Annotated in this window: 22 protein-coding genes; 12 read left to right on the top strand and 10 right to left on the bottom strand. The window is 69.3% G+C overall.

Features of this window, described 5'->3' with window-relative positions:
* Window positions 1–618 precede the first annotated feature (618 nt).
* On the bottom strand, window positions 619–1,749 hold the full coding sequence (locus tag HNQ67_RS06040; RefSeq protein ID WP_183253395.1) for an MltA domain-containing protein: 1,131 nt from the start codon (window positions 1,747–1,749) through the stop codon (window positions 619–621).
* The gene (timA, locus tag HNQ67_RS06035; protein WP_183253393.1) at window positions 1,749–2,378 is read right to left on the bottom strand and encodes a TIM44-related membrane protein TimA; all 630 of its coding nucleotides are present in this window, start codon (window positions 2,376–2,378) and stop codon (window positions 1,749–1,751) included. Before timA ends, HNQ67_RS06040 begins: the two co-directional genes overlap by 1 nt.
* 236 nt (window positions 2,379–2,614) lie before the next feature.
* On the opposite strand from timA, the gene secB reads away from it, so the two are divergent.
* Complete coding sequence (gene secB / locus HNQ67_RS06030) at window positions 2,615–3,133, top strand: protein-export chaperone SecB (RefSeq protein ID WP_183253391.1); 519 nt, start codon at window positions 2,615–2,617, stop codon at window positions 3,131–3,133.
* A gap of 21 nt (window positions 3,134–3,154) precedes the next feature.
* Here secB and dnaQ read toward each other — a convergent pair whose 3' ends face one another.
* Genes dnaQ through HNQ67_RS06005 form a run of 5 tightly spaced genes read right to left on the bottom strand, consistent with a single transcriptional unit; the run spans window position 3,155 to window position 6,771 of the window.
* Window positions 3,155–3,871 carry a DNA polymerase III subunit epsilon gene (gene dnaQ / locus HNQ67_RS06025; RefSeq protein WP_183253389.1) on the bottom strand — a complete coding sequence of 239 codons (717 nt, stop codon included), beginning with the start codon at window positions 3,869–3,871 and terminating at the stop codon, window positions 3,155–3,157.
* A gap of 5 nt (window positions 3,872–3,876) precedes the next feature.
* Window positions 3,877–4,518 (bottom strand): dephospho-CoA kinase, encoded by a 642-nt coding sequence (gene coaE / locus HNQ67_RS06020; RefSeq protein ID WP_183253387.1) that lies wholly within the window; start codon window positions 4,516–4,518, stop codon window positions 3,877–3,879.
* Entirely contained in the window at window positions 4,515–5,312 is a 798-nt protein-coding gene (locus HNQ67_RS06015) for a shikimate dehydrogenase family protein (protein ID WP_183253385.1), read from the bottom strand. The genes coaE and HNQ67_RS06015 overlap by 4 nt, the downstream gene beginning before the upstream one ends.
* The gene (locus tag HNQ67_RS06010; RefSeq protein ID WP_343054834.1) at window positions 5,309–5,905 is read right to left on the bottom strand and encodes a Maf family protein; all 597 of its coding nucleotides are present in this window, start codon (window positions 5,903–5,905) and stop codon (window positions 5,309–5,311) included. The genes HNQ67_RS06015 and HNQ67_RS06010 overlap by 4 nt, the downstream gene beginning before the upstream one ends.
* A complete protein-coding gene (locus HNQ67_RS06005) occupies window positions 5,902–6,771 on the bottom strand; it encodes a pyruvate, water dikinase regulatory protein (RefSeq protein ID WP_183253383.1) in 870 nt (289 codons plus the stop codon). Before HNQ67_RS06005 ends, HNQ67_RS06010 begins: the two co-directional genes overlap by 4 nt.
* Window positions 6,772–7,286: 515 nt before the next feature.
* Here HNQ67_RS06005 and hemE point away from each other — a divergent pair.
* The 11 genes from hemE to HNQ67_RS05950 all read left to right on the top strand — a co-directional run bounded on the left by hemE (window position 7,287) and on the right by HNQ67_RS05950 (window position 17,692).
* The gene (gene hemE / locus HNQ67_RS06000) at window positions 7,287–8,330 is read left to right on the top strand and encodes a uroporphyrinogen decarboxylase (protein WP_183253381.1); all 1,044 of its coding nucleotides are present in this window, start codon (window positions 7,287–7,289) and stop codon (window positions 8,328–8,330) included.
* Window positions 8,327–9,385 (top strand): ferrochelatase, encoded by a 1,059-nt coding sequence (hemH, locus tag HNQ67_RS05995; protein ID WP_183253379.1) that lies wholly within the window; start codon window positions 8,327–8,329, stop codon window positions 9,383–9,385. The genes hemE and hemH overlap by 4 nt, the downstream gene beginning before the upstream one ends.
* A complete protein-coding gene (locus tag HNQ67_RS05990) occupies window positions 9,382–9,861 on the top strand; it encodes a CopD family protein (RefSeq protein ID WP_183253377.1) in 480 nt (159 codons plus the stop codon). The genes hemH and HNQ67_RS05990 overlap by 4 nt, the downstream gene beginning before the upstream one ends.
* Before the next feature lie 228 nt (window positions 9,862–10,089).
* Window positions 10,090–11,505 (top strand): transcription termination factor Rho, encoded by a 1,416-nt coding sequence (gene rho / locus HNQ67_RS05985; protein ID WP_183253376.1) that lies wholly within the window; start codon window positions 10,090–10,092, stop codon window positions 11,503–11,505.
* 40 nt (window positions 11,506–11,545) lie between these two features.
* Window positions 11,546–11,773 (top strand): DUF6489 family protein, encoded by a 228-nt coding sequence (locus HNQ67_RS05980; protein ID WP_183253374.1) that lies wholly within the window; start codon window positions 11,546–11,548, stop codon window positions 11,771–11,773.
* A gap of 139 nt (window positions 11,774–11,912) precedes the next feature.
* On the top strand, window positions 11,913–13,223 hold the full coding sequence (mnmE, locus tag HNQ67_RS05975; protein ID WP_343054833.1) for a tRNA uridine-5-carboxymethylaminomethyl(34) synthesis GTPase MnmE: 1,311 nt from the start codon (window positions 11,913–11,915) through the stop codon (window positions 13,221–13,223).
* 68 nt (window positions 13,224–13,291) lie between these two features.
* Window positions 13,292–15,148 carry a tRNA uridine-5-carboxymethylaminomethyl(34) synthesis enzyme MnmG gene (gene mnmG / locus HNQ67_RS05970; protein ID WP_246347467.1) on the top strand — a complete coding sequence of 619 codons (1,857 nt, stop codon included), beginning with the start codon at window positions 13,292–13,294 and terminating at the stop codon, window positions 15,146–15,148.
* The gene (gene rsmG / locus HNQ67_RS05965; RefSeq protein WP_343054832.1) at window positions 15,145–15,765 is read left to right on the top strand and encodes a 16S rRNA (guanine(527)-N(7))-methyltransferase RsmG; all 621 of its coding nucleotides are present in this window, start codon (window positions 15,145–15,147) and stop codon (window positions 15,763–15,765) included. The genes mnmG and rsmG overlap by 4 nt, the downstream gene beginning before the upstream one ends.
* Entirely contained in the window at window positions 15,749–16,561 is an 813-nt protein-coding gene (locus HNQ67_RS05960) for an AAA family ATPase (protein WP_183253368.1), read from the top strand. Before rsmG ends, HNQ67_RS05960 begins: the two co-directional genes overlap by 17 nt.
* 28 nt (window positions 16,562–16,589) lie before the next feature.
* Window positions 16,590–17,483, top strand: a complete 894-nt coding sequence (locus HNQ67_RS05955) for a ParB/RepB/Spo0J family partition protein (protein ID WP_183253366.1) — start codon at window positions 16,590–16,592, stop codon at window positions 17,481–17,483.
* Window positions 17,484–17,506: 23 nt separating this feature from the next.
* Window positions 17,507–17,692: a hypothetical protein gene (locus HNQ67_RS05950; RefSeq protein WP_183253364.1), complete on the top strand. Its 186-nt coding sequence runs from the start codon at window positions 17,507–17,509 to the stop codon at window positions 17,690–17,692.
* Here the strand turns inward: HNQ67_RS05950 and holA are convergent, their stop codons facing one another.
* Genes holA through leuS form a run of 3 tightly spaced genes read right to left on the bottom strand, consistent with a single transcriptional unit; the run spans window position 17,693 to window position 21,793 of the window.
* Window positions 17,693–18,745 carry a DNA polymerase III subunit delta gene (gene holA, locus HNQ67_RS05945; RefSeq protein WP_183253362.1) on the bottom strand — a complete coding sequence of 351 codons (1,053 nt, stop codon included), beginning with the start codon at window positions 18,743–18,745 and terminating at the stop codon, window positions 17,693–17,695.
* Between the two features lie 10 nt (window positions 18,746–18,755).
* Window positions 18,756–19,241, bottom strand: coding sequence for an LPS assembly lipoprotein LptE (lptE, locus tag HNQ67_RS05940; RefSeq protein WP_183253360.1), 486 nt, complete (start codon window positions 19,239–19,241; stop codon window positions 18,756–18,758).
* Entirely contained in the window at window positions 19,241–21,793 is a 2,553-nt protein-coding gene (gene leuS, locus HNQ67_RS05935; protein ID WP_183253358.1) for a leucine--tRNA ligase, read from the bottom strand. Before leuS ends, lptE begins: the two co-directional genes overlap by 1 nt.
* Window positions 21,794–21,850: the final 57 nt, after the last annotated feature.

Here is a 21,850-nt window from a genome sequence, read left to right as displayed (position 1 = left end):
GCCGCCAGCCAAGGCAAGAGCGCCGCTCCTGTCCGGGAGTTCCGCGCCGCTCGACGCCGGTTTGTTCATCTCAACGGCAATTGCTGCGCTGCAAGTTAATGTGCAATCCGCCTATCGAAATCTCCCAACCCGTTGTTTTCCTTGCTCCCGGTTCGTGATCGAGCGTCCTGAACCCGCCTGAGGGCGGAGGGGGTTTAGGATAGGGGCATCCCGTCGGTGGGGAGGGCGTCGGATCCACGTTCTCGATGGCGGCGGGCTGTGGTCGAGCGATGAAGCCCGGGCGACGGAGAGTCCGGGGGTCCTCGTCGGGCAGGGATGGATCCTGCCCGCTTGCTCGCCGCGCGCTAATGGAAGCGGGCTGCTGACGTCAGCAACATGCCGTCATGTCCGCCCCGCGTCGAAGTCAGCAATGGCGGCGGCGGTGATCCGGCAAGGCTCGAATGACAGGGCCGCCAGCCGGAGGGCGCGTGGATAACGACCGCGCGGGACAGTCTGTCTCGTCGAAACGGTATTCACATCCCAACCGGGCGAGGCCCGGCTGTCCCGCGCCCTCCCCACCTTCCGCGGCCCGCGCCCCGGAGGACGATCACCCGTGCGTTCGGGTCTTTGACAATTCGATCAGTCGCCGCGCGGAACCAGCCGCCACATCCGCAGCGGATGACGCACGGCGCCGGCCTCCTCGCCCGCCGCCGCGCCCCGGCCCATGTAGAGGTCGGCCCGCACCGGCCCGCGAATGGCCGAGCCGGTGTCCAGCGCCACCACCAGACCCTGATAGCTGCCCCGGGCCCCCCTCAGATTGCCGCCGTCGGCGTGGATCCAGACGAGGTCGCCGTAGCGCCAGTGGGCCGGGTCGACGGCGATGGCGCGGCGGGCGGGCAGGGGGATGCCCGCCGCGCCGTTCGGATCGCCGCCGTCGTCCGGGTCGAGCCTGAAGAAGATGTAGCGCCGGTTCAGGGCCATCACCTCGCGCGCCGCCGGCCCCCGGTGCGCCGCCAGCCAGGCCCGGATGGCCTCGCCCGAGGTCCCGTTCGGCGGCAGCAGGCCCCGCTCCGCCATCGGCCGGGCGATGCCGGTGAACGGCCGTCCGTTGTCGGCGGCGTAGGCGGCCCGCGCCTTTGTCCCGTCGGCAAAGGTCAGATAGCCCGACCCCTGGATCTGCATGAAGAACAGATCCTCGGCCCGCATCCAGGCCAGCGGCGCCACCGGGGGCGTCGCCTCGATCTCGGCCCGTTCGGGCAGGACCTGGCCGCGCGTCCAGCCGGCGGGCGGGGCCAGCACCGGCATGTCGAACTCCGCATCCGGGGCGCGGCGCGCCGGATACTCCGGCGCGAAATAGGCGGTCAGCAGGCCGGGGCCGCCGTCCGCCGTCTCCGCTGCGACCACCGAGAAGCCGCTCTCGAAAAAGGTCCGCGCCATCGACGGCGTCACCGGTCTTGAGGTGCGGCGGAGGGTCAGGGCGCGCTCGCACTGGACTCGCGCCGCCGGATCGCGGGCCGGGCGGCAGCCGTCCACCCAGGCGTCGAAGGCCGCGAGATGATTTTCCTGGTCCCAGCCGGGCAGGGCCGCGGGGCTGGTCCCGGCCGGCGGAACCGGCGCGGGAAGGCTCGGCGGCGACACGGGACCGGGAGCGGGAGCAGCAGCGGTCGGGGCGGGGGGCGGAGACGCGGGGGCCGGCGCGGTGGCGCAGCCGGCGACGAACAGGCCGAGGGCCAGAACCGGACCGACAACCCCGGCGCGGCGCCCGGTCATCAGGCGGAGGCGGGTTCGGTGCGGGCCAGCAGCCAGTTGGGATCGCTGGCGCCCAGCGTCCGTTCGAAGGTCCAGACCTCGGCCACCCGGCGTTCCTCGACCTGCTCCTCGGCCGACGCATCGGCGGGCTTCACCCGGTTGCGCAGCTCGGCGAGGAAGCGGACCTTGGCCACGGCGCGGTTCTCCTCGGCGGTGGCCGTCTCCAGATCGGCCCGGGCGGGATGCAGGAACTCGGCCTCCTCGGTCTCGCCCCGCGCCTCGCGGGCGGCGATGCCGCTCTCGAACGAGGCCATGACGTGCGGGGTGAGCAGCGGCTTGAGCGTCTCGCGGTCGCCCGCGGCATAGGCCCGAACGATGGTCTCGTGGGCCTGACGCGCGCCCTCGAGGAAGCGGACCGGATCGAAATTGGGGTCCCGGGCCCGGAGGCCGGCGATGGAGGCCAGGGTCACCGCGTCCAGGGCATTGGGCCGGCCGGCGCCGCCGTCCGCGGCCGGCGCGGCCGCGGCAGGCTGGGCGCGAGCGTCTTCCTCGGGCTGCCGCCCGACCTTCTTGCCCAGCATATTGTAGAGCTGGAACAGCACGATGGCCGCGATCACCGCGGAGATGACGATCAGAACCTGGTCCGGCACGGGCGTTCCCTGACTGGCGCCCGAAGAACGCGGGGCGCGATGAATGGACGATTAGGGGCTGATATGGGGGCGCGCAAGGCGAAGGCAGCCCCGCCCCGCCTGCGGCGGATCGCCCACCGCGGTCCACGGCCCCTTGGGCGAGCGTCGTTGCCGCAACCGGCGGTGCATGCTAGTCGCCGCGCCTTCCGGGCCGGACCGCCGCGCCCCCAACGCCATTCCAGACAAGACCGATCGCCATGACCGACGCCGCCCCGCCCGCCGACGCCAAAACCGCCGATCCGGCCGCCGGCCAGAACGGCGAAGCCGCCGGCCCCGGCTTCCGCATCCTCGCCCAGTACGTCCGCGACCTGTCGTTCGAGAACCCCAAGGCGCCGGACTCGCTGCGCATCGACACCAAGCCGGCCATCGACCTCGGCGTCGAGATGAACGCCCAGGGCCGCAAGGACGGCCTGTTCGAAGTCGAGCTGCGCCTGACCGTCAAGGCCTCGACCGACGCCATGACCGTGTTCAACGTCGAACTGCTCTACGGCGGCTTGTTCGCCCTCTCCGGCGTCGCCGAACAGGACATCGAGCCGCTGCTGCTGATCGAGTGCCCGCGCTACCTCTTCCCGTTCGCCCGCGAGATCATCGCCCGCGCCACCTCGGACGGCGGCTTCTACCCGCCCTTCATGCTCGACCCGATCGACTTCGCCGGCATCTACATGTCGCGTCAGCAGCAGGTCGCGCGCGGCCCGGCCGAGAGCGCCCAGGCCTGATACCGGAGGCTCGAGGGCGGTTCAGGCCGCCTCGACGTCCAGCCCGTAGGCCACCCACAACGAGCGATCCTTGAGGGTCTCGCGCAAGAAGGCCAGATGCGCCGCCCGTTCGGTCTCGGTCGAGCGCGGCGCCAGCGGCCGGGGCCGCTCGCCATAGCCGCCCGACGTCGCCGCGACGACCTGGGCCGTCGTCGTGCGGGACGACGACAGGTCCAGCCGCCGCTCCTTGCCGCCCTTGAGCTCCAGATAGACTTCGGCCAGCAGCCGGGCGTCGATCAGGGCCCCGTGCAGCGTCCGTTCGACCAGGCTGATCTTGAACCGCTTGCACAGGGCGTCGAGCGAATTGGCCATGCCGGGAAACCGCGTCTGCGCCAGTTTCAGCGTGTCGATCCAGCGCGTCTCCTCGATCAGCGGGTGGCTGCACAGACCGCATTCGTGATCGATAAACGAGCGGTCGAAGGCGGCGTTGTGGGCGATCACCGGCGCGTCTCCGATGAAGTCCATCAGGTCCTGCACCACCTCGTGGAAGCGGGGCGCGCCACGCACCTTCTCGTCGGTGATGCCGTGCACCCGGATGGCGTCCGGCGGGATCAGCCGCTCGGGATAGACCAGGGTGTGGAAGGTTCGCCCGGTCGGCAGCAGGTCCTCGATCTCGATACAGCCGACCTCGATCAGCCGGTCGCCGGTCTTCGGGTCGAAGCCGGTGGTTTCGGTGTCGAGAACGATTTCGCGGGCCATGGCTCTTATTGAATCGGTTCGTCGCCGGGCGAAACCCCGCGCCGCGGCGAAGTCCACGCCGGGGCCAGAACCGTCCCCACGATTTCTCGCACCCGGGCCCGCGCCGCCTCCAGCCCGTGACCGGTGTCGACAATGAAGTCGGCCCGTCGGCGCTTCTCGACGTCGGGCGTCTGCCGCGCCAGAACGGCCTCGAACCGCTCGCGGGTCATGCCCGGCCGGGCCAGCACCCGCTTGGCCTGCACGTCCGGGTCGGCGGTGACCACCACCACGGCGTCCACGGTGGCGTCGCCGCCGGTCTCGAACAGCAGGGGGATGTCCAGCACCGCCAGCCGCACGCCGCGCCGCTCGGCCTCGACCAGATCCTCGAGCCGCCCCTGCATGACCAGCGGATGCACGATCGCCTCCAGTCGCCGGAACGCCGCCTCGTCCTGCCCCAAGGCTCCCGCCAGGCGGATGCGGTCCACGGCACCGTCGACCACCACCCCCGGAAAGGCTTCGCCGACCGGCCCGACCGCCGCTCCGCCCTCGGCGTAGAGGCGGTGCACCGCCTCGTCGGCGTTCCACACCAGCGCGCCCTCATCGGCGAACATCCGCGCCGTCGTCGTCTTGCCCATGCCGATGGAGCCGGTCAGGCCGAGCACGATCATGCCGTCTCTCCCAGCGCTTCGAGCGCGAGCCGGCGCACGTCGACCTCCGGCGGTTCAAGCCCGAAGAAGGCCCTGAAGGACGGTCGCGCCTGGCCGATCAGCATGGCCAGGCCGTCCACGGTCGTCAGCCCCCGCGCCCGTCCCGCGGCGAGAAAGGGCGTCAGCAGCGGACGATAGGTCATGTCCATCAACACAGCGTCGCCCCGCAGCGACGCCGCGTCGATGTGCGGCGGAACGCTCAGCGCATTGACCACCAGAGCCGCCGTCGCCACCGCCTCCGGCCCCGCGGCCCGGACGCCGAGATCAGCGGCGAGCCGCTCCGCCCGCTCCGCCGTCCGGTTGAGCACCGCCACGTGCGCCCCCGCCGCCTTCAGCGCCGCCGCCGCCGCCCGCGCCGCGCCGCCCGCGCCGAGCACCAGCACCGGCCGGTCCGTCACCTCGAGCCCCGGCGCCTGGTCCTCCAGCGCGGCCATCAGGCCCTCGCCGTCGGTGCTGTCGGCGCGAACCCGGCCGCCGTCGAGCACCAGCAGATTGGCAGAGCCGCACAGCCGCGCCGTCGCGCTGACCTCGTCAGCCAGCGCCAGGGCCGCGGCCTTGAACGGCGCCGTGACGTTCAGGCCACGCAGTCCTTCCGCCCGACCCTCGGCGACCAACGCTGCAAAGCCGGCTTCGTCGTCCGGCCCGAACGCGCGGTAGTCGGCGTCCAGCCCCGCCGCCGCGATCCAGGCCGAGTGGATCAAAGGGCTGAGAGAATGCGCGATCGGCTGGCCCGCAACCCCCGCGACGACGGTCATGTCGTCAGCACCCCGGTCCGGCGCAGCTCTGCCAAGACGGGCCATAACGGCAGGCCGAGGACGGTGAAATAGTCGCCGTCGACCGCCTCGAACAGCTGCGAGCCCATCCCCTCCAGCCGGTAGAATCCGACCGAGCTCAGCAGCGCCTCGCCCTCCGCGGCGAGATAGGCCTCGAGGAAGGCGTCTGTGAAATCGCGCATACGCATCGTCGCCGTATCGACCCCGGACCAGACGACCTGGCCGTTGCGGGCCAAAGCCGCTCCCGAATGCAACTGGTGGCTTCGCCCGCGCATGGTCTGCAGCCGCGCCGCCGCCTCATCCAGCGAACCGGCCTTCGACACCAGCCCCCCGTCGAAGGCCAGGGTCTGGTCCGCGCCCAGCACCCAGGCCTCGGGATCGTGCCGCGACACCGCCAGCGCCTTGATCCGCGCCAGCTCGACCGCCAGCCCCGCCGAGTCGGCCGGATCGTGATGGGCCTTGACCGCGTCCTCGTCGACATCGGCGATCTGAACGGAGAACGGGACGCCGGCGCCCTCCAGCATCGCCCGCCGGGCCGCGCTCCTTGACGCCAGAATGAGCCGTTCGCCGCTCACCAGCTGGTCCCCACACGATGGGTGCGGCGCTCGTTCAGCACATTGATGATCGCCGCCGCCGTCTCCTCGACCGAACGCCGGGTCACGTCGATGACCGGCCAGCCGCGGCGCTCGAAGGCCCGGCGCGCCTTGACCGTCTCCTCGCGCACCGCCTCGTGGTCGGTATAGGTCGAGGCGCGGCCGGCGTTGAGCCCGTCCATCCGGTTGCGGCGGATCTGCACCAGACGATCTGGCGAGACCGTGAGGCCGATGACCAGCGGGTTCTTCAGCCCGACCAACCGCTCGCCGTCTTCCTGACCGGGCACCAGAGGCACATTGGCGGCGCGGATGCCGCGGTGGGCCAGGTAGATGCAGGTCGGGGTCTTCGAGGTCCGGCTCACCCCGCACAGCACCACGTCGGCGCCCTCCAGCTGCTCGGTCGTGCCCTGTCCGTCGTCGTGGGCCATGGCATAGTCGAGCGCTGCGATGCGGTTGAAATAGTCGGTGTCCAGCGCGTGCTGGGCCCCCACCCTTGTCGACAGGGCCGCGCCGAGATAGCGCGACAGGGCCCCGACCAGCGGATCGAGCGCCGCGATCTGCGGCATGTCAACGCGCCGGCAGCCCTCCTCAAGCTGTTCCCGCAGGTCGCGGTCCACAAGCGTGTGCAGCACCACGCCGGGCGACGCCGCGATCTCCTCCAGCACCCGATCCATCTGTTTCGCCGAACGGACGAGGGCGTAGATGTGCTCGATCGGGATCACGCCGTCGAAACGGGCCACAACCGCCTTGGCCATGGCGTTCAGGGTCTCACCGGTCGAATCCGAGACCAGATGGACGTGGAAATAGGTCGCCAGACGCGTCAGGCCGGCGGGCCGGGCCGGGCTCATGCCGCGGACTCCATGGGGACGGCTCGGTCGGATCTGTCCATGGCGGCGAGACTCCTGTGGACGGGGCCGGGCGCCGATCACCCTGACCGGGGCGCCGATCTCTATAGCGGGGCGCGTCGAAAGCGGCGAGCGGGGATCAAGGTGGATGACGATCCAGCCAATCCGTCGTCTTGTCCCATGGTCCCGCGTGACATCCGGTCTGGATGTGGACAGTCTTAACAGAGTCTTAACGGCGCCGGGTCGCCGAGCGGGCCCGGCGCCGCCCCAGGGCCCGCCGGTTAAGGTCTCGTTAGGATTTTTCCCCGCTATCACCAGCCCGATGAACGGGCGGGGATGACCCTCCGGTCGCCTGCGGAAAACTGGCTGCCCGCTCTTCTGTCGGTGGTCTTATCCCCGTGATCCCCGGCCCTGCTTCCTTCCTCCAGTCTTTTCGAATCTCTTTCATTGAAGGATTGGAGGGTGCGACATCGGCCCGGGCTTGAGCGTGACCCCGCCCCCCGGTAAGCCCCGATCAGATGATCGCCCCAGACACACCCCTGCTGCTCAAGGTTCTCGCCGGCGAGGCGACGGCGCGACCGGCGGTCTGGTTCATGCGTCAGGCCGGGCGTCATCTGCCGGAATACCGGGCGCTCAGGGCGACCACCCCGGACTTCATCTCCTTCTGCCTCGATCCCGAGAAGGCGGCCGAGGCCACCCTGCAGCCCATGCGGCGCTACGGGTTCGACGCCGCCATCGTCTTCGCCGACATCCTGCTGATCCCCCGGGCCCTGGGTCAGGACGTCTGGTTCGAGGCGGGGGAGGGACCGCGCCTTGGCGCCCTGCCGTCGGTGGAAGCGATGCAGACCTTGGCCTCCGGGGCGGGCGAAGCCCTGAACTCGGTGGGCCGGACCCTGTCGATCGTGCGCCGCGAGTTGGAGCCGCATCGGACCGTGATCGGGTTCGCCGGCGCGCCCTGGACGGTCGCGACCTATATGCTGGACGGCGAAGCCCGGACCATCGGCAAGGGCGAGCGGGCCCAGGCGCGGACCTACGCCTATGCCGAGCCGGACAGGGTGGCGGCCCTGCTCGAGGTGCTCGTCGAGGCCACGGCGCATTATCTGAAGATGCAGGCCGACGCCGGCGCCCAGGTGCTGAAAATCTTCGAGAGTTGGGCCGAAGGCCTGCCGGACGACCTGTTCGAAAGCCTGGTCCTGAAGCCGCATCAGGCGCTGGTGAAACGGGTTCGGGAACTGGGCGTAACCGTCCCCCTGATCGGCTTTCCGCGTGGGTCGGCCGCCTTGGCGGAACGCTATGCGGCCGAATGCGACGTTCAGGCCGTGGCGCTGGACACCGCCTGCCCGCTGGCCGTGGGTCGCCGGGTTCAGGCCCTGAAGCCCATCCAGGGCGCGCTCGATCCGTTGTTGCTGCGCGCCGGCGGCCCGCTTCTGGACCGGAGGGTGGATCAGTTGCTGGAGGCCTGGGGGCAGGGGCCGTGGATCTTCAACCTCGGCCACGGCATCCTGCCGGACGTGCCCATCGCCCATGTCGAGCAGGTCCTGAAGCGGATCGGCGCCCAATGAAGACGCTCACCGGTCGCCGCATCGCCGTGGTCCTGTTCAATCTCGGCGGGCCCGATGACCAGGCGTCGGTGAAGCCCTTCCTGTTCAATCTGTTCAACGATCCGGCCATCATCGGCCTCCCCGGCGTGGTCCGGACGCCGCTGGCGCGGCTGATCTCCAGTCGGCGCGAGAAATCCGCCCGGGCCAACTACGCCCTGATGGGCGGCGGCTCGCCCTTGCTGCCCGAGACCCGGAAGCAGGCGGCGGCCCTCGAGGCGACCTTGGCGCCGCGGCTGCCCGACGACGAGGTGCGGGTCTTCATCGCCATGCGCTACTGGTCGCCGCTGACGGAGGAGACCGCTCTCGAGGTGGCCGCCTTCGGTCCGGAAGAGATCGTCCTTCTGCCGCTGTATCCGCAGTTCTCCACCACCACCAGCCAGTCCTCGCTTAAGCGCTGGAGCGCCGTCTACGCGGGGTCCGGCGAGAGCCGCACGGTGTGCTGCTGGCCCGAAGCCCACGGCTGGATCGAGGCCCAGGCCGCGGCCATCGCGACGATGCTGGACGAGGCCGGCGACCGTCCGGTGCGCGTACTGTTCTCCGCCCACGGCATCCCGGAGTCCCTCGTCAGCCGCAAGGGCGATCCCTACCAGGAGCAGGTCGAGAGCACCGTCGCCGCCGTCGTGGCGAAGCTCGAGGCCATGGGCCGGACGGTCGATCACGCCCTCTGCTACCAGAGCCGGGTCGGACCGATGAAATGGCTCGGGCCGTCGACCCCGGAGGCGTTGGAGCAAGCAGCGGCCGACAGGGTCGGGGCGGTGGTCGTACCGATCGCCTTCGTCTCCGAGCACGTCGAAACCCTGGTCGAGCTCGACATCGAATACGGTGAGCTGGCTCACGAGCTGGGCGTTGTCCCCTACCTCAGGGCTCCGGCGGTCGGGACCTCGGCGCCCTTCATAGCCGCACTCGCCGACGCCTCGCTGCACGCCTTGTCCCGCACCGGGGTCGCTCCCTATGGTCCCGGGTGCCGCGGGGACTGGAAGGCCTGTCCCTGCCAGGCGGAGAACCGGTCGGGATGAGCTACGAGGTCTTCAACGTCGTGCGCGGCCTGCACATCCTGGCGGTGATCGCCTGGATGGCCGGCATGCTCTTTCTGCCCCGCCTTTACGCCTACGACGTAGAACAGACCGGCAAGGCGGAACCGCTGCGCTCCGAGATGCAGGGGCTGCTGCGGCTATGGCAACGCCGCCTGCTCAAGATCATCATCAACCCTGCGATGACCGCGGCCTGGATCTTCGGCGTCTGGATGATCCTCGTCCACGCCCATGGCTTCGGCCAGGGCTGGGGCTTCATCCTGCTGCCGTGGATGGCGACCAAGCTGATCGCGGTCGTCATTCTCAGCGGCTGGCACGGCTTCCTCGCCGGAGAACTCAAGCGTATTCACGCCGGGACCTCGACCCGCTCCGGGCGGTTCTGGCGCATGACCAACGAGATTCCCTTCCTGCTCGCCATCGTCGCGGTGCTGTCCGTGACCGTCGAGTGGACCCTGGGATAGCCGCCGACGCTTGACCTTGCCCGCCCGGCGTGGTTTCGCTGGTCGCGAACCGCTCCTGGCCCCGGGCTAGCGCCCTCCGGACGGTCCCTCTCTTACAGCGACGCCTGCCGGGTCGACCCTGCGGGACCCACGTCGCCTTCCCTGCCGGCCTCCGGGCCAACATCGCCAGCCTGCTCCGACGCCGTTTCCCGCGGTGCGCCCGGACGTGCACGCCTGAAGAAGATTTCCATGACCGACGTCCGCGACACCGATCCCACCGCTCCCGAGACCGGGACCCCCGATGGCGAACAGCCCGCCAACGAGGTCGCCGCCGCAGATCTGCCGATGGTCGACCAGGAGGCTGACGAGGACGAGGATGACGGCGAACCCATCGTTCCCAACGGCCGCATCACCCTGGCCGAGCTGAACGAAAAGACGCCCGCCGATCTGGTCGCCTTCGCCGAAGGCCTCGAGGTCGAGAACGCCTCCAACCTGCGCAAGCAGGACCTCCTGTTCGCCATCCTCAAGGCCTTGGCCGACGAGGAAGTCGAAATCATTGCCGACGGCGTGCTCGAGATCCTGCCCGACGGCTTCGGCTTCCTGCGCAGCCCGGACGCCAACTATCTTCCGGGTCCGGACGATGTTTACGTCTCGCCGTCGCAGATCCGCCGCTTCGGCCTGCGCTCGGGCGACACCATCCACGGCGCCGTGCGTGGACCCCGTGAAGGCGAGCGCTATTTCGCCCTGCTCAAGGTCGATACGATCAATCTCGAAGACCCCGAGATGGTCAAGACCAAGGTCCTGTTCGACAACCTGACCCCGCTCTATCCCGAAGAGCGCCTGCATATGGAGATCCAGGACCCGACCCTGAAGGATCGGTCGGGCCGGGTCATCGACATCGTCGCGCCGCTCGGCAAGGGCCAGCGCTGCCTGATCGTCGCCCCGCCGCGCGTCGGCAAGACCGTGATGCTGCAGAACATCGCCAAGTCGATCGAGAAGAACCACCCCGAGGTCTTCCTGATCGTCCTGCTGATCGACGAGCGGCCGGAAGAGGTCACCGACATGCAGCGCACGGTGAAGGGCGAGGTGATCGCCTCGACCTTCGACGAGCCGGCCACCCGCCACGTCGCCGTCGCTGAAATGGTGATCGAGAAGGCCAAACGCCTGGTCGAGCACAAGAAGGACGTGGTTATCCTGCTGGACTCGATCACCCGTCTCGGTCGCGCCTACAACGCCACCGTCCCGTCGTCGGGCAAGGTGCTGACCGGCGGCGTCGACGCCAACGCCCTGCAGCGGCCGAAACGCTTCTTCGGCGCCGCCCGGAACGTGGAGCAGGGCGGCTCGCTGACCATTATCGCCACCGCCCTGATCGACACGGGCTCGCGGATGGACGAAGTGATCTTCGAGGAGTTCAAGGGCACCGGCAACTCGGAAATCGTGCTGGACCGCAAGGTCGCCGACAAGCGCATTTTCCCGGCCATCGACGTGCTCAAGTCCGGCACCCGCAAGGAAGAGCTCACCACGCCGAAGGATCAGCTGGCGAAGACCTATGTCCTGCGCCGCATCCTCAACCCCATGGGGCCCCAGGACGCGATCGAGTTCCTGATCGACAAGCTGCGGCAGTCGAAGAACAATGCGGACTTCTTCCAGTCGATGAACACGTGATGCAGCGGCGCCTGTTTCACGTGAAACATGGAGCGGTGGCATGAAGGTCAATGTCGAGGTAGACTGCACGCCGGCGGAGGCCCGCGCCTTCCTTGGCCTGCCGGATGTCCAGCCGCTCAACGACCATCTGGTCGCCGAGATGAAGCGTCGCATGGACGAGAACATGGCCGCAATGCAGCCGGACGAGCTGATGAAAACCTGGACCAGTTTCGGCCTTCAGGCCCAGGATCAGTTCCGCAAGCTGATGGAAGCAGCAACCAAGCCGTGAGCCGGTCGGTCTCCTCCCCCTGCGGGGGAGGGGGACCATCCGAAGGATGGTGGAGGGGCCAGTCCCTGACGCTGCCGGATGCCGATCCGCCCCTCCGCCGCTTCACGGTCCCCGTCCGCATTGCATGGGGACGAGACACGTGACTTCAGACACCATTTTCGCCCTCGCCACCCCGCCGGGCCGCGGGGCCATCGCCATCATCCGCCTCTCCGGGTCAGGGACCGGGAGGGCGCTGGAGACGCTGGGAGCTTCCAATCTCAAGCCGCGCATGGCCTCGCTCCGGGCCCTTGGCATGGACGGTCACGCCCTCGATCAGGCGCTGGTGCTGCGTTTCCCCGCGCCGAACTCCTATACAGGCGAGGACTGCGCCGAACTCCACCTCCACGGCGGCCGCGCGGTGGTCGAGGCGGTCGGAGAGGCACTCGTGACGCTCGGCGTGCGCCCGGCGGAGCCTGGGGAATTCACCCGGCGGGCCTTCGAGAACGGGCGTATGGATCTGGCCCAGGCCGAGGCCGTGGCCGATCTGATCGACGCCGAGACGACGGCCCAGGCGGCGCAGGCCCTCGGCCAGCTGGATGGGGCTTTGTCACAGGCCTATGCCGGTTTCCGCCGGGACCTGCTCAAGGCTCTCGCCCTCGTCGAGGCGGAGATCGATTTCCCCGACGAGGAGGTCCCCGACAACCTGGCTCGCGCCGCCGGTCCGGTGCTCGACAGCCTGATCGTCGATCTTCAGACGGCTCTGGCCGACGGCCGGCGCGGCGAGCGGGTGCGTGAAGGCTACCGCATCGTGCTGATCGGCGAGACGAACGCCGGCAAGTCGTCGCTGTTCAACGCCCTCGTCGCCCGCGAGGCGGCGATCGTCACCCCGATCGCCGGGACCACGCGGGACGTGCTCGACGCCGACCTGGTCATCGGCGGCTACGCTGTGACCCTGTCCGACACCGCCGGCCTGCGCGACAGTAACGACCCGATCGAGGTTGAGGGGGTCCGGCGCGCCCGCGCCTGTGCGGAACACGCTGACCTCCGCCTATGGGTTCGGGCGCCGGGTGATCCTGAGGGTCCGGCCGCCCGGTTCGCTCGGCCTGAAGATCTGCTGGTTCTGACAAAGTCCGACCTGGATCGCCCCGCGCCGCCGGCCGACCGCCACGCGATCAGTGTCAGCACCCGGACAGGCGAAGGCCTCGGCGCCTTGCACGACTGGCTCGCCGCAAGGCTGGCGACAGACCTGTCCGGGGCCGATTTCCCTGCGGTCACACGGGAGAGACACCGGCGGCGTCTGACCGAGGCCCTGGCGTCGGCCCAAGCCGCCCGCCTTGCTCTCGAAGTCTCCCCGGAACTGGCAGGCGATGATCTAAGGCGCGCGGCCGACAGTCTCGCCCGTGTCACGGGGGCCATCGGGGTCGAGGACATCCTCGGCGAAGTCTTCTCGACCTTCTGCATCGGCAAGTGATCGTTTCACGTGAAACAGTCCGGCGGCGCCGGTGGCGAAGTCGGCCGTTTTCGCCTATGTCCCCGGCCATGAAGCGTTTCGACGTCATCGTCATTGGGGGTGGGCACGCCGGCTGCGAGGCCGCGGCGGCGTCGGCCCGCGCGGGTGCGGCCACCGCCCTGCTGACGCAGAAGCTGGAAACGGTCGGGGAGATGTCCTGCAACCCGGCCATCGGCGGGCTCGGCAAGGGCCATCTGGTGCGCGAGATCGACGCCATGGACGGCCTCATGGGGCGATTGGGCGACGTGTCCGGTATCCAGTTCCGTCTGCTCAATCGCTCCAAGGGGGCGGCGGTGCAGGGGCCGCGCAGTCAGATCGACCGCCGGCTCTACCGCGAAGCCATGCAGGCCGAGCTGGCCGCGACTCCGAACCTCACCCTGATCGCGGGAACGGCCGAGGGCCTGATCCTCGATGAGGGCCGGGTGGTCGGCGTGGTCACCGGGGAGGGCGCCGGGTTCCGCGCCGGCGCTGTGGTCCTGACGACCGGCACCTTCCTCAACGGCGTCATTCACAAGGGCGACCAGCGCATCCCGGCCGGCCGCCACGGCGAGGCGCCTTCGACCGGTCTGGCCGCCGACCTCTGCGGGGCGGACCTGGTCATGGGCCGGCTCAAGACCGGCACCCCCGCGCGCCTCGACGGCCGCACCATCGCCTGGGATCGGCTGGAGATGCAGGCGGCCGACGACGAACCCGTGCCCTTCAGCTTCCTGACCGATCGCATTGACGTGCCCCAGATCGCCTGTGGCGTCACCCATACCACGGCCGAGACGCACCAGATCATCGCCGACAACCTCGGCGACAGCGCCGTCTATGGCGGCCACCTGTCCGGTCGGGGGCCGCGCTACTGCCCCTCGATCGAGGACAAGGTGGTCCGTTTCGCTGACAAGCCCTCGCACCAGATCTTTCTCGAGCCGGAAGGGCTCGACGATCCGACCGTCTATCCGAACGGCATCTCGACCTCGGTGTCAGACGCCACCCAGGCCGCCTTCCTGCGCACCATCCCGGGGCTGGAAGCGGTCGAGGTGTTCCGCTTCGGCTACGCCATCGAATACGACTTCGTCGACCCGCGCGAGCTGACCCCGGCGCTTGAGGTCAAGAAGCGGCCCGGCCTGTATCTGGCCGGCCAGATCAATGGCACCACGGGCTATGAGGAGGCGGGCGCGCAGGGGTTGATCGCGGGGCTGAACGCCGCCCGCGCCGCCGCCGGCGCCGATCCGATCATCCTCGGCCGGGACCAGGCCTATATAGGCGTCATGATCGATGATCTGGTCACACGTGGCGTGACCGAGCCCTACCGGATGTTCACCAGCCGGGCCGAATACAGATTGACGCTCCGCGCCGACAACGCGGATCAACGGTTAACCCCCCTCGCCATCGAGGCGGGCATCGTTTCGGAGGCGCGCCGGACCGTCTTCGGGGCCAAGGCGGCGCAGCTGGCCGAGGCGGCGGCGCTCGTGCGCGGCGCGACCTACACCCCCAGGGAGGCCGGCGCGCTGGGCATCGCCGTCAACGCCGACGGTCAGCGCCGCTCGATCCGTGACCTCCTCGCCTTCCCCGGTGTCGACTTGAGGATCTTCGAATCCGCCCACCCGGAAATCGCCGCCTGGCCCCGTCAGGTCCGCGAGCAGATCGAGATCGACGCCGGCTACGCCGGCTACCTGGATCGACAGGCCTCGGACGCCGAGGCGCTGCGGCGGGAGGAGGCCCTGGCCATACCGGTGGACCTCGACTACGCCACCATCGGCAGCCTCTCGAACGAGGTGCGCGAGAAACTGGCCCTGATCAAGCCGCGCACTCTCGGTCAGGCTGGCCGCATTGAAGGCATGACGCCCGGCGCCCTGACGGCGCTGCTGTCGCACGTGAAGCGGGCCCGGGTGGCGGCGTGACGCCCTCGGAATTCCAGACCCTGACCGGCGCGACGCCGGCGGGCATCGCCGACCTCGAAGCCTTCATCGAGCGGCTCGCCGAGGCCAATGCCGTGATGAACCTGATCGGCCCCGACACCCTGCCGGACGTCTGGAACCGACACATCTGGGACTCGGCCCAGCTGCTGAAGCCGGCGGGGGACGCGCGGACGTGGGCCGACCTTGGGGCCGGGGCGGGCTTTCCCGGCATCGTGCTGGCGATCCTGCTGAAGGACCGCTCTGACGCCCATGTCTGGCTGGTCGACAGCTTGGGCAAACGCTGCCGCTTTCTTCAGTCCGTCGTCAATGAACTGTCCCTTCCGGCCACGGTGATCAACGGCCGCGCCGAGGCGCAGAGGCTTAAGGTCGATGTCGTCACGGCCCGGGCGGTGGCGCCGATGGAGAAGCTGATCGCCTATGCACAGCCTTATCTACAGCGCGGCGCACAGGGGCTGTTTCTCAAGGGGGAAAAGGCCGAGGCTGAGTTGATCGAAGCCCGCAAGGTCTGGCATTTCGACAGCAGCCTTTCCGTCTCGCGCAGCGATCCGCGCGGCCGTATCGTTTCCGTCCGGAGCCTCCGCCGTGTCCACAACCGGTAAGACTCGCGTCCTCGCCGTCTCGAACCAGAAGGGCGGGGTCGGCAAGACGACCACGGCGATCAACCTCGGCACGGCCCTGGCCGCGATCGGCGAGAAGGTGCTGATTGTCGACATGGACCCGCAGGGCAATGCGTCCACGGGCTTGGGTGTTCCACGTGAAACACGGCGGGTGACCATCTACGACGTCATCGTGGACGGCCGCTCGGTCGACGAGTCTGCGGTTCCGACGGCGGTGCCGGGCCTGCATATCATTCCCGCGGACGCCGACATGTCCGGGGTGGAAATCGAACTGAGCCAGGCCGACCGTCGATCCTATCGCCTCCGGGACGCCCTGGGGGGGCAGGGGGCCGAGGGGCAGGCCCGCTATGACTACGTCCTGATCGACTGTCCGCCGTCGCTGAACCTGCTCACCCTGAACGCCATGGCCGCCGCCGACGCCGTGCTGGTGCCGCTACAGTGCGAGTTCTTCGCGCTCGAAGGCCTGACCCAGCTGATGAAGACCATCGAGATGGTGCGGCAGAGCCTCAATCCGTCGCTGGAGATACAGGGGCTGGTGCTGACCATGTACGATCGACGAAACGCCCTGTCGGGCCAGGTCGCCGCGGACGTACGCTCGCATTTCGGCGACAAGGTCTATGAGGCGGTCATCCCCCGCAACGTGCGGGTCTCGGAGGCGCCCTCGTTCGGCAAGCCCGCCCTGATCTACGACCTGAAATGCGCCGGCAGTCAGGCCTATCTGCGCCTCGCCCGCGAGGTGGTGGCGCGCGAGAAGACCCGGCGGTTGCAGGCCGCGTGATGAAAACTTTCGAAGTGGAATCAGTCTCTTGAGCGAACGTCAGCGCGGTCTGGGCCGGGGGTTGTCGGCCCTTTTGGGGGAACAGGCGGGGGAGGCCGTGCCGATCGACGGCTCGGTCGCGGCGTCGGGCGTCCAGATGGCCCCGATCGAGTCGTTGAAACCCAATCCGGATCAGCCGCGCAAAATCTTCGACCAGACGGAACTGACCGAACTGGCCGAGTCGATCCGCGACAAGGGGGTGCTGCAGCCCATCCTCGTGCGGCCGCAGCCGAACCAGGACGGTGTCTGGCAGATCGTGGCCGGCGAGCGTCGCTGGCGGGCGTCCCAGCTGGCGCGCCTGAGCCAGGTTCCGGTCATCGTCCGCGAGATGGACGACATCGCCGTGTTCGAGGTGGCGATCATCGAGAACGTGCAGCGCGCCGACCTCAATCCGCTCGAGGAGGCCGACGCCTATCGGATGCTGATGGAGCGGTTCGGCCGCACCCAAGACGCCGTCGCTGGCGTGGTCGGCAAGAGCCGCAGCCATGTCGCCAACACCCTGCGGCTGCTGCAGCTGCCCGAGGAGGTGCTGTGGTATGTGCGGCACGGCAAGTTGAGCGCGGGCCATGCCCGGGCGCTGATCACCGCCCCCAACCCGGCCGCGCTCGCCGAGCAGATCGTCAACGAGGGCCTCAACGTGCGCCAGACCGAGGCGATGGCGCGGCGGGCCGCCGAGGGACCGAAGCCCGGCAAGGCGAAGACGCGGTCGAGCGGCAGCGGCGGCGAAGGCGGCGCCGACATCGCGGCGCTGGAGCAGGACCTCACCGACGCGCTGGGTCTTCAGGTCCAGTTGGCGGATCGCGGCGGCAAGGGTGAACTGACCCTGCGCTACGGCACGCTGGAACAGCTGGACGAGCTGTGCCGTCGCCTGATGCGCGGCTGAGAGAACCGTGCGAGGATGATCGGATGACCGACAAGCCCGCGAATCCGACCGCCGAAGCCATGAAAAAGGCGCTCGCCGCCAAGCGGGCGGCGGGCGGACCGGCCCATACCGGCCTTCAGGGCGGGCAGCGGGCCGAAGAGAAGGCCCAGAAGGCGCGCAATGTCGCCCTGGCCAAGCCGGCCTTCCGAAAAGCCTCGAAGCGGGGCTAGCTAAAGGCCCAACCGTCGCGCCCGGGCCGAGATTTCCAGCAGCAGGCGTTCGGCGATCAGCTGGTCGGGGGAACCGGTCGTCTTGGTGGCGATGTCGGCGGCGTTGACGCTGTCCAGAACCTTGTCGAGGTCCTCGAGTCGCCAGCTGCGCGCCTGGCGCAGCATCTCCGCCTCCTGTTTCCAGAACACGCCGGCGGCCTTGGCGGCCTCCTTGGCGCCCGCGCCGTTGGACTGCAGCACATTGATGCGGCGCAGCTTGCCGAGATGGATCGAGGCCTGGCGCACCGCCATCACCGGCGACTCCCCCTCGGCGAGGGCCCGGCGAAGTCCGGATTGGGCCGGGGCGGGCCGACCGCCGAACGCCTGCAGGGCGGCGTCCTGCCGGGAGGCGTCGGGCTCGACCCCGAGGTGCAGCTCCAGCTCGGCGACGTCGATGGTCTTGCCCGAGCCGGGGCCGATGTAGAGCGCCAATCGCTCGATCTCCTGCCGCATCAGGCCGCGTTCGCGGGGCAGGCGGGCTACGAAGCGGTCCAGCGCGTCCTGGGTCAGGCCGACCTTGTCGGCGGCGAGCGCCTCGCGCGTCATCCGGGCCACGTCGCCCGTTTCGTCCTCGTAGCAGGCGATGCCCACGGCGGCGCTGGACGCCTCCGCCGCCTTGCGCAGGGCGGAGTCGCGCCCCAGCGCCCCGGCCTCGATCACCAGCATGGCGTCGGGGTTGTAGGCCCCCTCGGCGTGGGCCTTGAGGGCGGCGGCGACCTGTTTGTCGATCGAGGCCTTCTCGGACCCGAGCCGCACGCGCACCAGCCGGCGGCCCCCGATCATCGACAGGGCCGTCAACGCCTCGTCCAGCCGCGTCTCGTCGCCGTCGATGTCGCTGTCGGTCAGGACGGTGACATTGAACGGGTCGTTGAGGTCGGGGGTGATCGCCCTGCAGAGCAGCGTGGCGCGCTCGGCCACGCCGGAGCGATCCTTGCCGTGGATGACGGCGGCGCGCACCGCCGGGTCGGGCGATTTGAGGAAGCGATCGACCTCGGGCCGTTTCGCAAGGATCATGGCCGGCGGATCATGGATGGTCCGGCAGGGCCCGCAGCAGCTCCAGCCGGATCTGGCGGGCCAGCCCGGCCGCGGCTCGGTCCTCACCGTCCTGCTGGGCGGCGATGGCGGCGTAGGGCTGGTCGGCGGCGGCATAGGTGGTGGTCACGGTCTGGACGCCCGACAGGGGCGGACCGCCCCCCACCGGGGTCAGGGTCCACGAACCCCGCACGGTCAGTTCGTAGCGGGTCGCGGTGGCGTCGATCCGTCGACCGAGCGGGCGGCGGGTCTGTTCCGCCGTGGTCTCGAGCCGCCACAGGGGGGCCTGGGAGGCGTCGCGACCCAGCGCATCCTCAAGCTGTTCGCGCAACCGGTAACCGAGGCGGTCGTCCTGGGTGGTGACGGCGATGCGTGACAGGCTGGAGCCGACCCCGGTCTCGCCGTACAGCGGCGTGAAGCCGCAACCGGCGAGCATCAGTCCCGCGAACGAGACAAGCGCCGCGGCCCGCGCGCCCATCACCCGACCACCAGATTGACGATGCGGTCCTTGACCACCACGATCTTCCTCACCGTCTGACCCTCCAGGCGCGCCTGCACGTCGGCGTCGGCGAGGATGATGGCCTCGACCTCGGCCGGCTCCAGCCCGCGGGCGACGCGGATCTCGCCGCGACGCTTGCCGTTGACCTGGATGGGCAGAATGACCTCGTCGTCGGCCGCCAGCGCCGGATCATACTCAGGCCACGGCGCATCAAGGATCATCCCTGCTTCGCCGAGCCGCGTCCAGCCTTCCTCGGCGAGGTGCGGCGTGAAGGGCGCGACCAGTCGCAGCAGGGCCGACAGCGCCTGCCGCCGGGCCTCGCCACCGGCCTTGCCGTGATCCCGAACGGTGGCGACGAAGGCGTAGAGTTTGGCGATCGCCGAGTTGAAGCGGAAGCCTGCGATGCCTTCGGACACGGCCTTGATGGCCTTGTGTGTCTCGCGGACGAGGGAAGCGTTGGCCTGTTCGTCGCCAGCGAAGGCCGGATCGAAGCCATCAACCTCGGCCCAGACGCGCTGGACAAAGCGGCTGGCGCCCTCGACGCCGCCGGGGGTCCACTGCACGTCCCGCTCGGGCGGGCTGTCCGACAGGACGAACAGGCGGCCGGCGTCGACGCCATGGGTGTCCACGATCTCCTGCGGGGCGACGACGTTCTTCTTCGACTTCGACATCTTCTCGATGTCGCCTATGATCAGGGGCTCCCCGGTCGACAACTGGCGGGCCGAGCGAACGCCGCCCTCGTGGATCAGCTCGACATCGGTCGGTTCCACCCAGGCGCCGTTGGCGCGGCGATAGGTCTCGTGGATGACCATGCCCTGGGTGAACAGGCCGGCGAAGGGCTCGCGGACGTTCATCAGGCCCGCGTCGGACAGGGCGCGGGAGATGAAGCGGGCGTAGAGCAGATGCAGGACGGCGTGCTCGACCCCGCCGATATACTGGTCGACCGGTAGCCATCTGTCGGCGGCGGCCTTCGAGATCGGCTCGTCGGCGGTCGGATCGGCGAAGCGGGCGAAATACCAGCTGGAGTCGACGAAGGTGTCGAGCGTGTCGGTCTCCCGCACCGCCGCGGCTCCGCACGACGGGCAGTTGACGTGCTTCCACGTCGGATGCCGGTCCAACGGATTGCCCGGCGTATCGAAGGTCACATCCTTCGGCAGCTCCACCGGCAGGTCGGCCGCCGGCACGGGTCCGCAGGACGGACAGTGGACGATCGGGATCGGGCAACCCCAGTAGCGCTGGCGGCTGACGCCCCAGTCGCGCAGGCGATAAATGGTCGCGCCCTGTCCCTGACCGGCCGCCTCGACGCGGGCGATGGCCTGGACCTTGGCTGTCTCGATGTCGAGACCGTTCAGGAAGTCGGAGTGGAAGATCGAGCCTGGGCCAACATAAGCTTCTGTTCCGACAGAAAAGTTTTCACCAGCCCCCTCAGGTCTCACAACCGGGATAACGGGCAAATCGTATTTGCGCGCAAAGTCCAGGTCACGCTGGTCGTGAGCCGGACAGCCGAAGATGGCGCCTGTGCCGTATTCCGACAGGATGAAATTGGCGATCCAGACGCTGACCTCACGGCCGTCGAACGGGTGGAGGACTTTCAGGCCGGTGTCGAAGCCGATCTTCTCGGCCTGTTCGATCTCGGCCTGGGTCGAACCGCCCTTGCGGCACTCGGCGATGAAGGCGGCGGCGTCCGGGCTGGTTTCGGCGATGGCGCGGGCGACCGGGTGGTCCGGGGCGATGCCCATGAAAGAGGCGCCGAACAGGGTGTCGGGACGCGTCGTATAGATTTCGAGTCCATCCGGAGCCGAACGGGGCGCGTCGCCGGCCCAGCGCCAGGTCATCTGCAGCCCTTTCGAACGGCCGATCCAGTTCTCCTGCATCAGCCGGACCTTGTCGGGCCAGCGTCCTTCCAGCTCTTTCAGCCCCTCGATCAGATCGTCAGCGTAATCGGTGATGCGCAGGAACCACTGGTTCAGCTTGCGCTTCTCGACCACCGCGCCAGAGCGCCAGCCGCGACCGTCGACGACCTGCTCATTGGCCAGCACGGTGTTGTCGACCGGGTCCCAGTTGACCACCGAGTCCTTGCGATAGACGAGGCCGCGCTGGAACAACTCCAGGAACCAGGCCTGCTGCTTGCCGTAGTAGGCCGGGTCACAGGTGGCGAACTCGCGCGACCAGTCGAGCGACAGGCCGAGAAGCTTGAGCTGTTCGCGCATCGTGGCGATGTTCGACCAGGTCCAGTCGCCGGGATGGACGCCGCGCTCGATGGCGGCGTTCTCGGCCGGCAGGCCAAAGGCGTCCCAGCCCATCGGGTGCAGCACGTCGAAGCCCTGGGCCCGCTTCGACCGGGCCACGACGTCGCCCATCACATAGTTGCGGGCGTGACCCATGTGGATGTTCCCCGACGGGTAAGGGAACATCTCCAGGACATAGTATTTCGGCCTTCCCGTTTCCGCGGTCGGCGTTCGGAAGGCGTCGGCCTCCGCCCAGCGGGCCTGTTGGCGGGGTTCTGCGGTCTTGGGCTCGTATCGGGCCACGGCGATCTTTCAGGCGGCTCCTGAAGGGCGCGGCCTTGAGGAGGCTGTGGTCGGGAA

The organism is Brevundimonas basaltis (assembly GCF_014202075.1).
GTDB lineage: Bacteria > Pseudomonadota > Alphaproteobacteria > Caulobacterales > Caulobacteraceae > Brevundimonas > Brevundimonas basaltis.
Note: the sequence above shows the minus strand (reverse complement) of the source record. Positions and strands in the feature narration are given on the sequence as shown.

Coding starts and splice junctions, on each gene's coding strand:
- HNQ67_RS06040 (WP_183253395.1), bottom strand. CDS start 1,749: ATGACCGGGCGCCGCGCCGGGGTTGTCGGTCCGGTTCTGGCCCTCGGC.
- secB (WP_183253391.1), top strand. CDS start 2,615: ATGACCGACGCCGCCCCGCCCGCCGACGCCAAAACCGCCGATCCGGCC.
- dnaQ (WP_183253389.1), bottom strand. CDS start 3,871: ATGGCCCGCGAAATCGTTCTCGACACCGAAACCACCGGCTTCGACCCG.
- coaE (WP_183253387.1), bottom strand. CDS start 4,518: ATGATCGTGCTCGGCCTGACCGGCTCCATCGGCATGGGCAAGACGACG.
- HNQ67_RS06015 (WP_183253385.1), bottom strand. CDS start 5,312: ATGACCGTCGTCGCGGGGGTTGCGGGCCAGCCGATCGCGCATTCTCTC.
- HNQ67_RS06005 (WP_183253383.1), bottom strand. CDS start 6,771: ATGAGCCCGGCCCGGCCCGCCGGCCTGACGCGTCTGGCGACCTATTTC.
- hemE (WP_183253381.1), top strand. CDS start 7,287: ATGATCGCCCCAGACACACCCCTGCTGCTCAAGGTTCTCGCCGGCGAG.
- hemH (WP_183253379.1), top strand. CDS start 8,327: ATGAAGACGCTCACCGGTCGCCGCATCGCCGTGGTCCTGTTCAATCTC.
- HNQ67_RS05990 (WP_183253377.1), top strand. CDS start 9,382: ATGAGCTACGAGGTCTTCAACGTCGTGCGCGGCCTGCACATCCTGGCG.
- rho (WP_183253376.1), top strand. CDS start 10,090: ATGACCGACGTCCGCGACACCGATCCCACCGCTCCCGAGACCGGGACC.
- HNQ67_RS05980 (WP_183253374.1), top strand. CDS start 11,546: ATGAAGGTCAATGTCGAGGTAGACTGCACGCCGGCGGAGGCCCGCGCC.
- mnmG (WP_246347467.1), top strand. CDS start 13,292: ATGAAGCGTTTCGACGTCATCGTCATTGGGGGTGGGCACGCCGGCTGC.
- HNQ67_RS05950 (WP_183253364.1), top strand. CDS start 17,507: ATGACCGACAAGCCCGCGAATCCGACCGCCGAAGCCATGAAAAAGGCG.
- holA (WP_183253362.1), bottom strand. CDS start 18,745: ATGATCCTTGCGAAACGGCCCGAGGTCGATCGCTTCCTCAAATCGCCC.
- lptE (WP_183253360.1), bottom strand. CDS start 19,241: ATGGGCGCGCGGGCCGCGGCGCTTGTCTCGTTCGCGGGACTGATGCTC.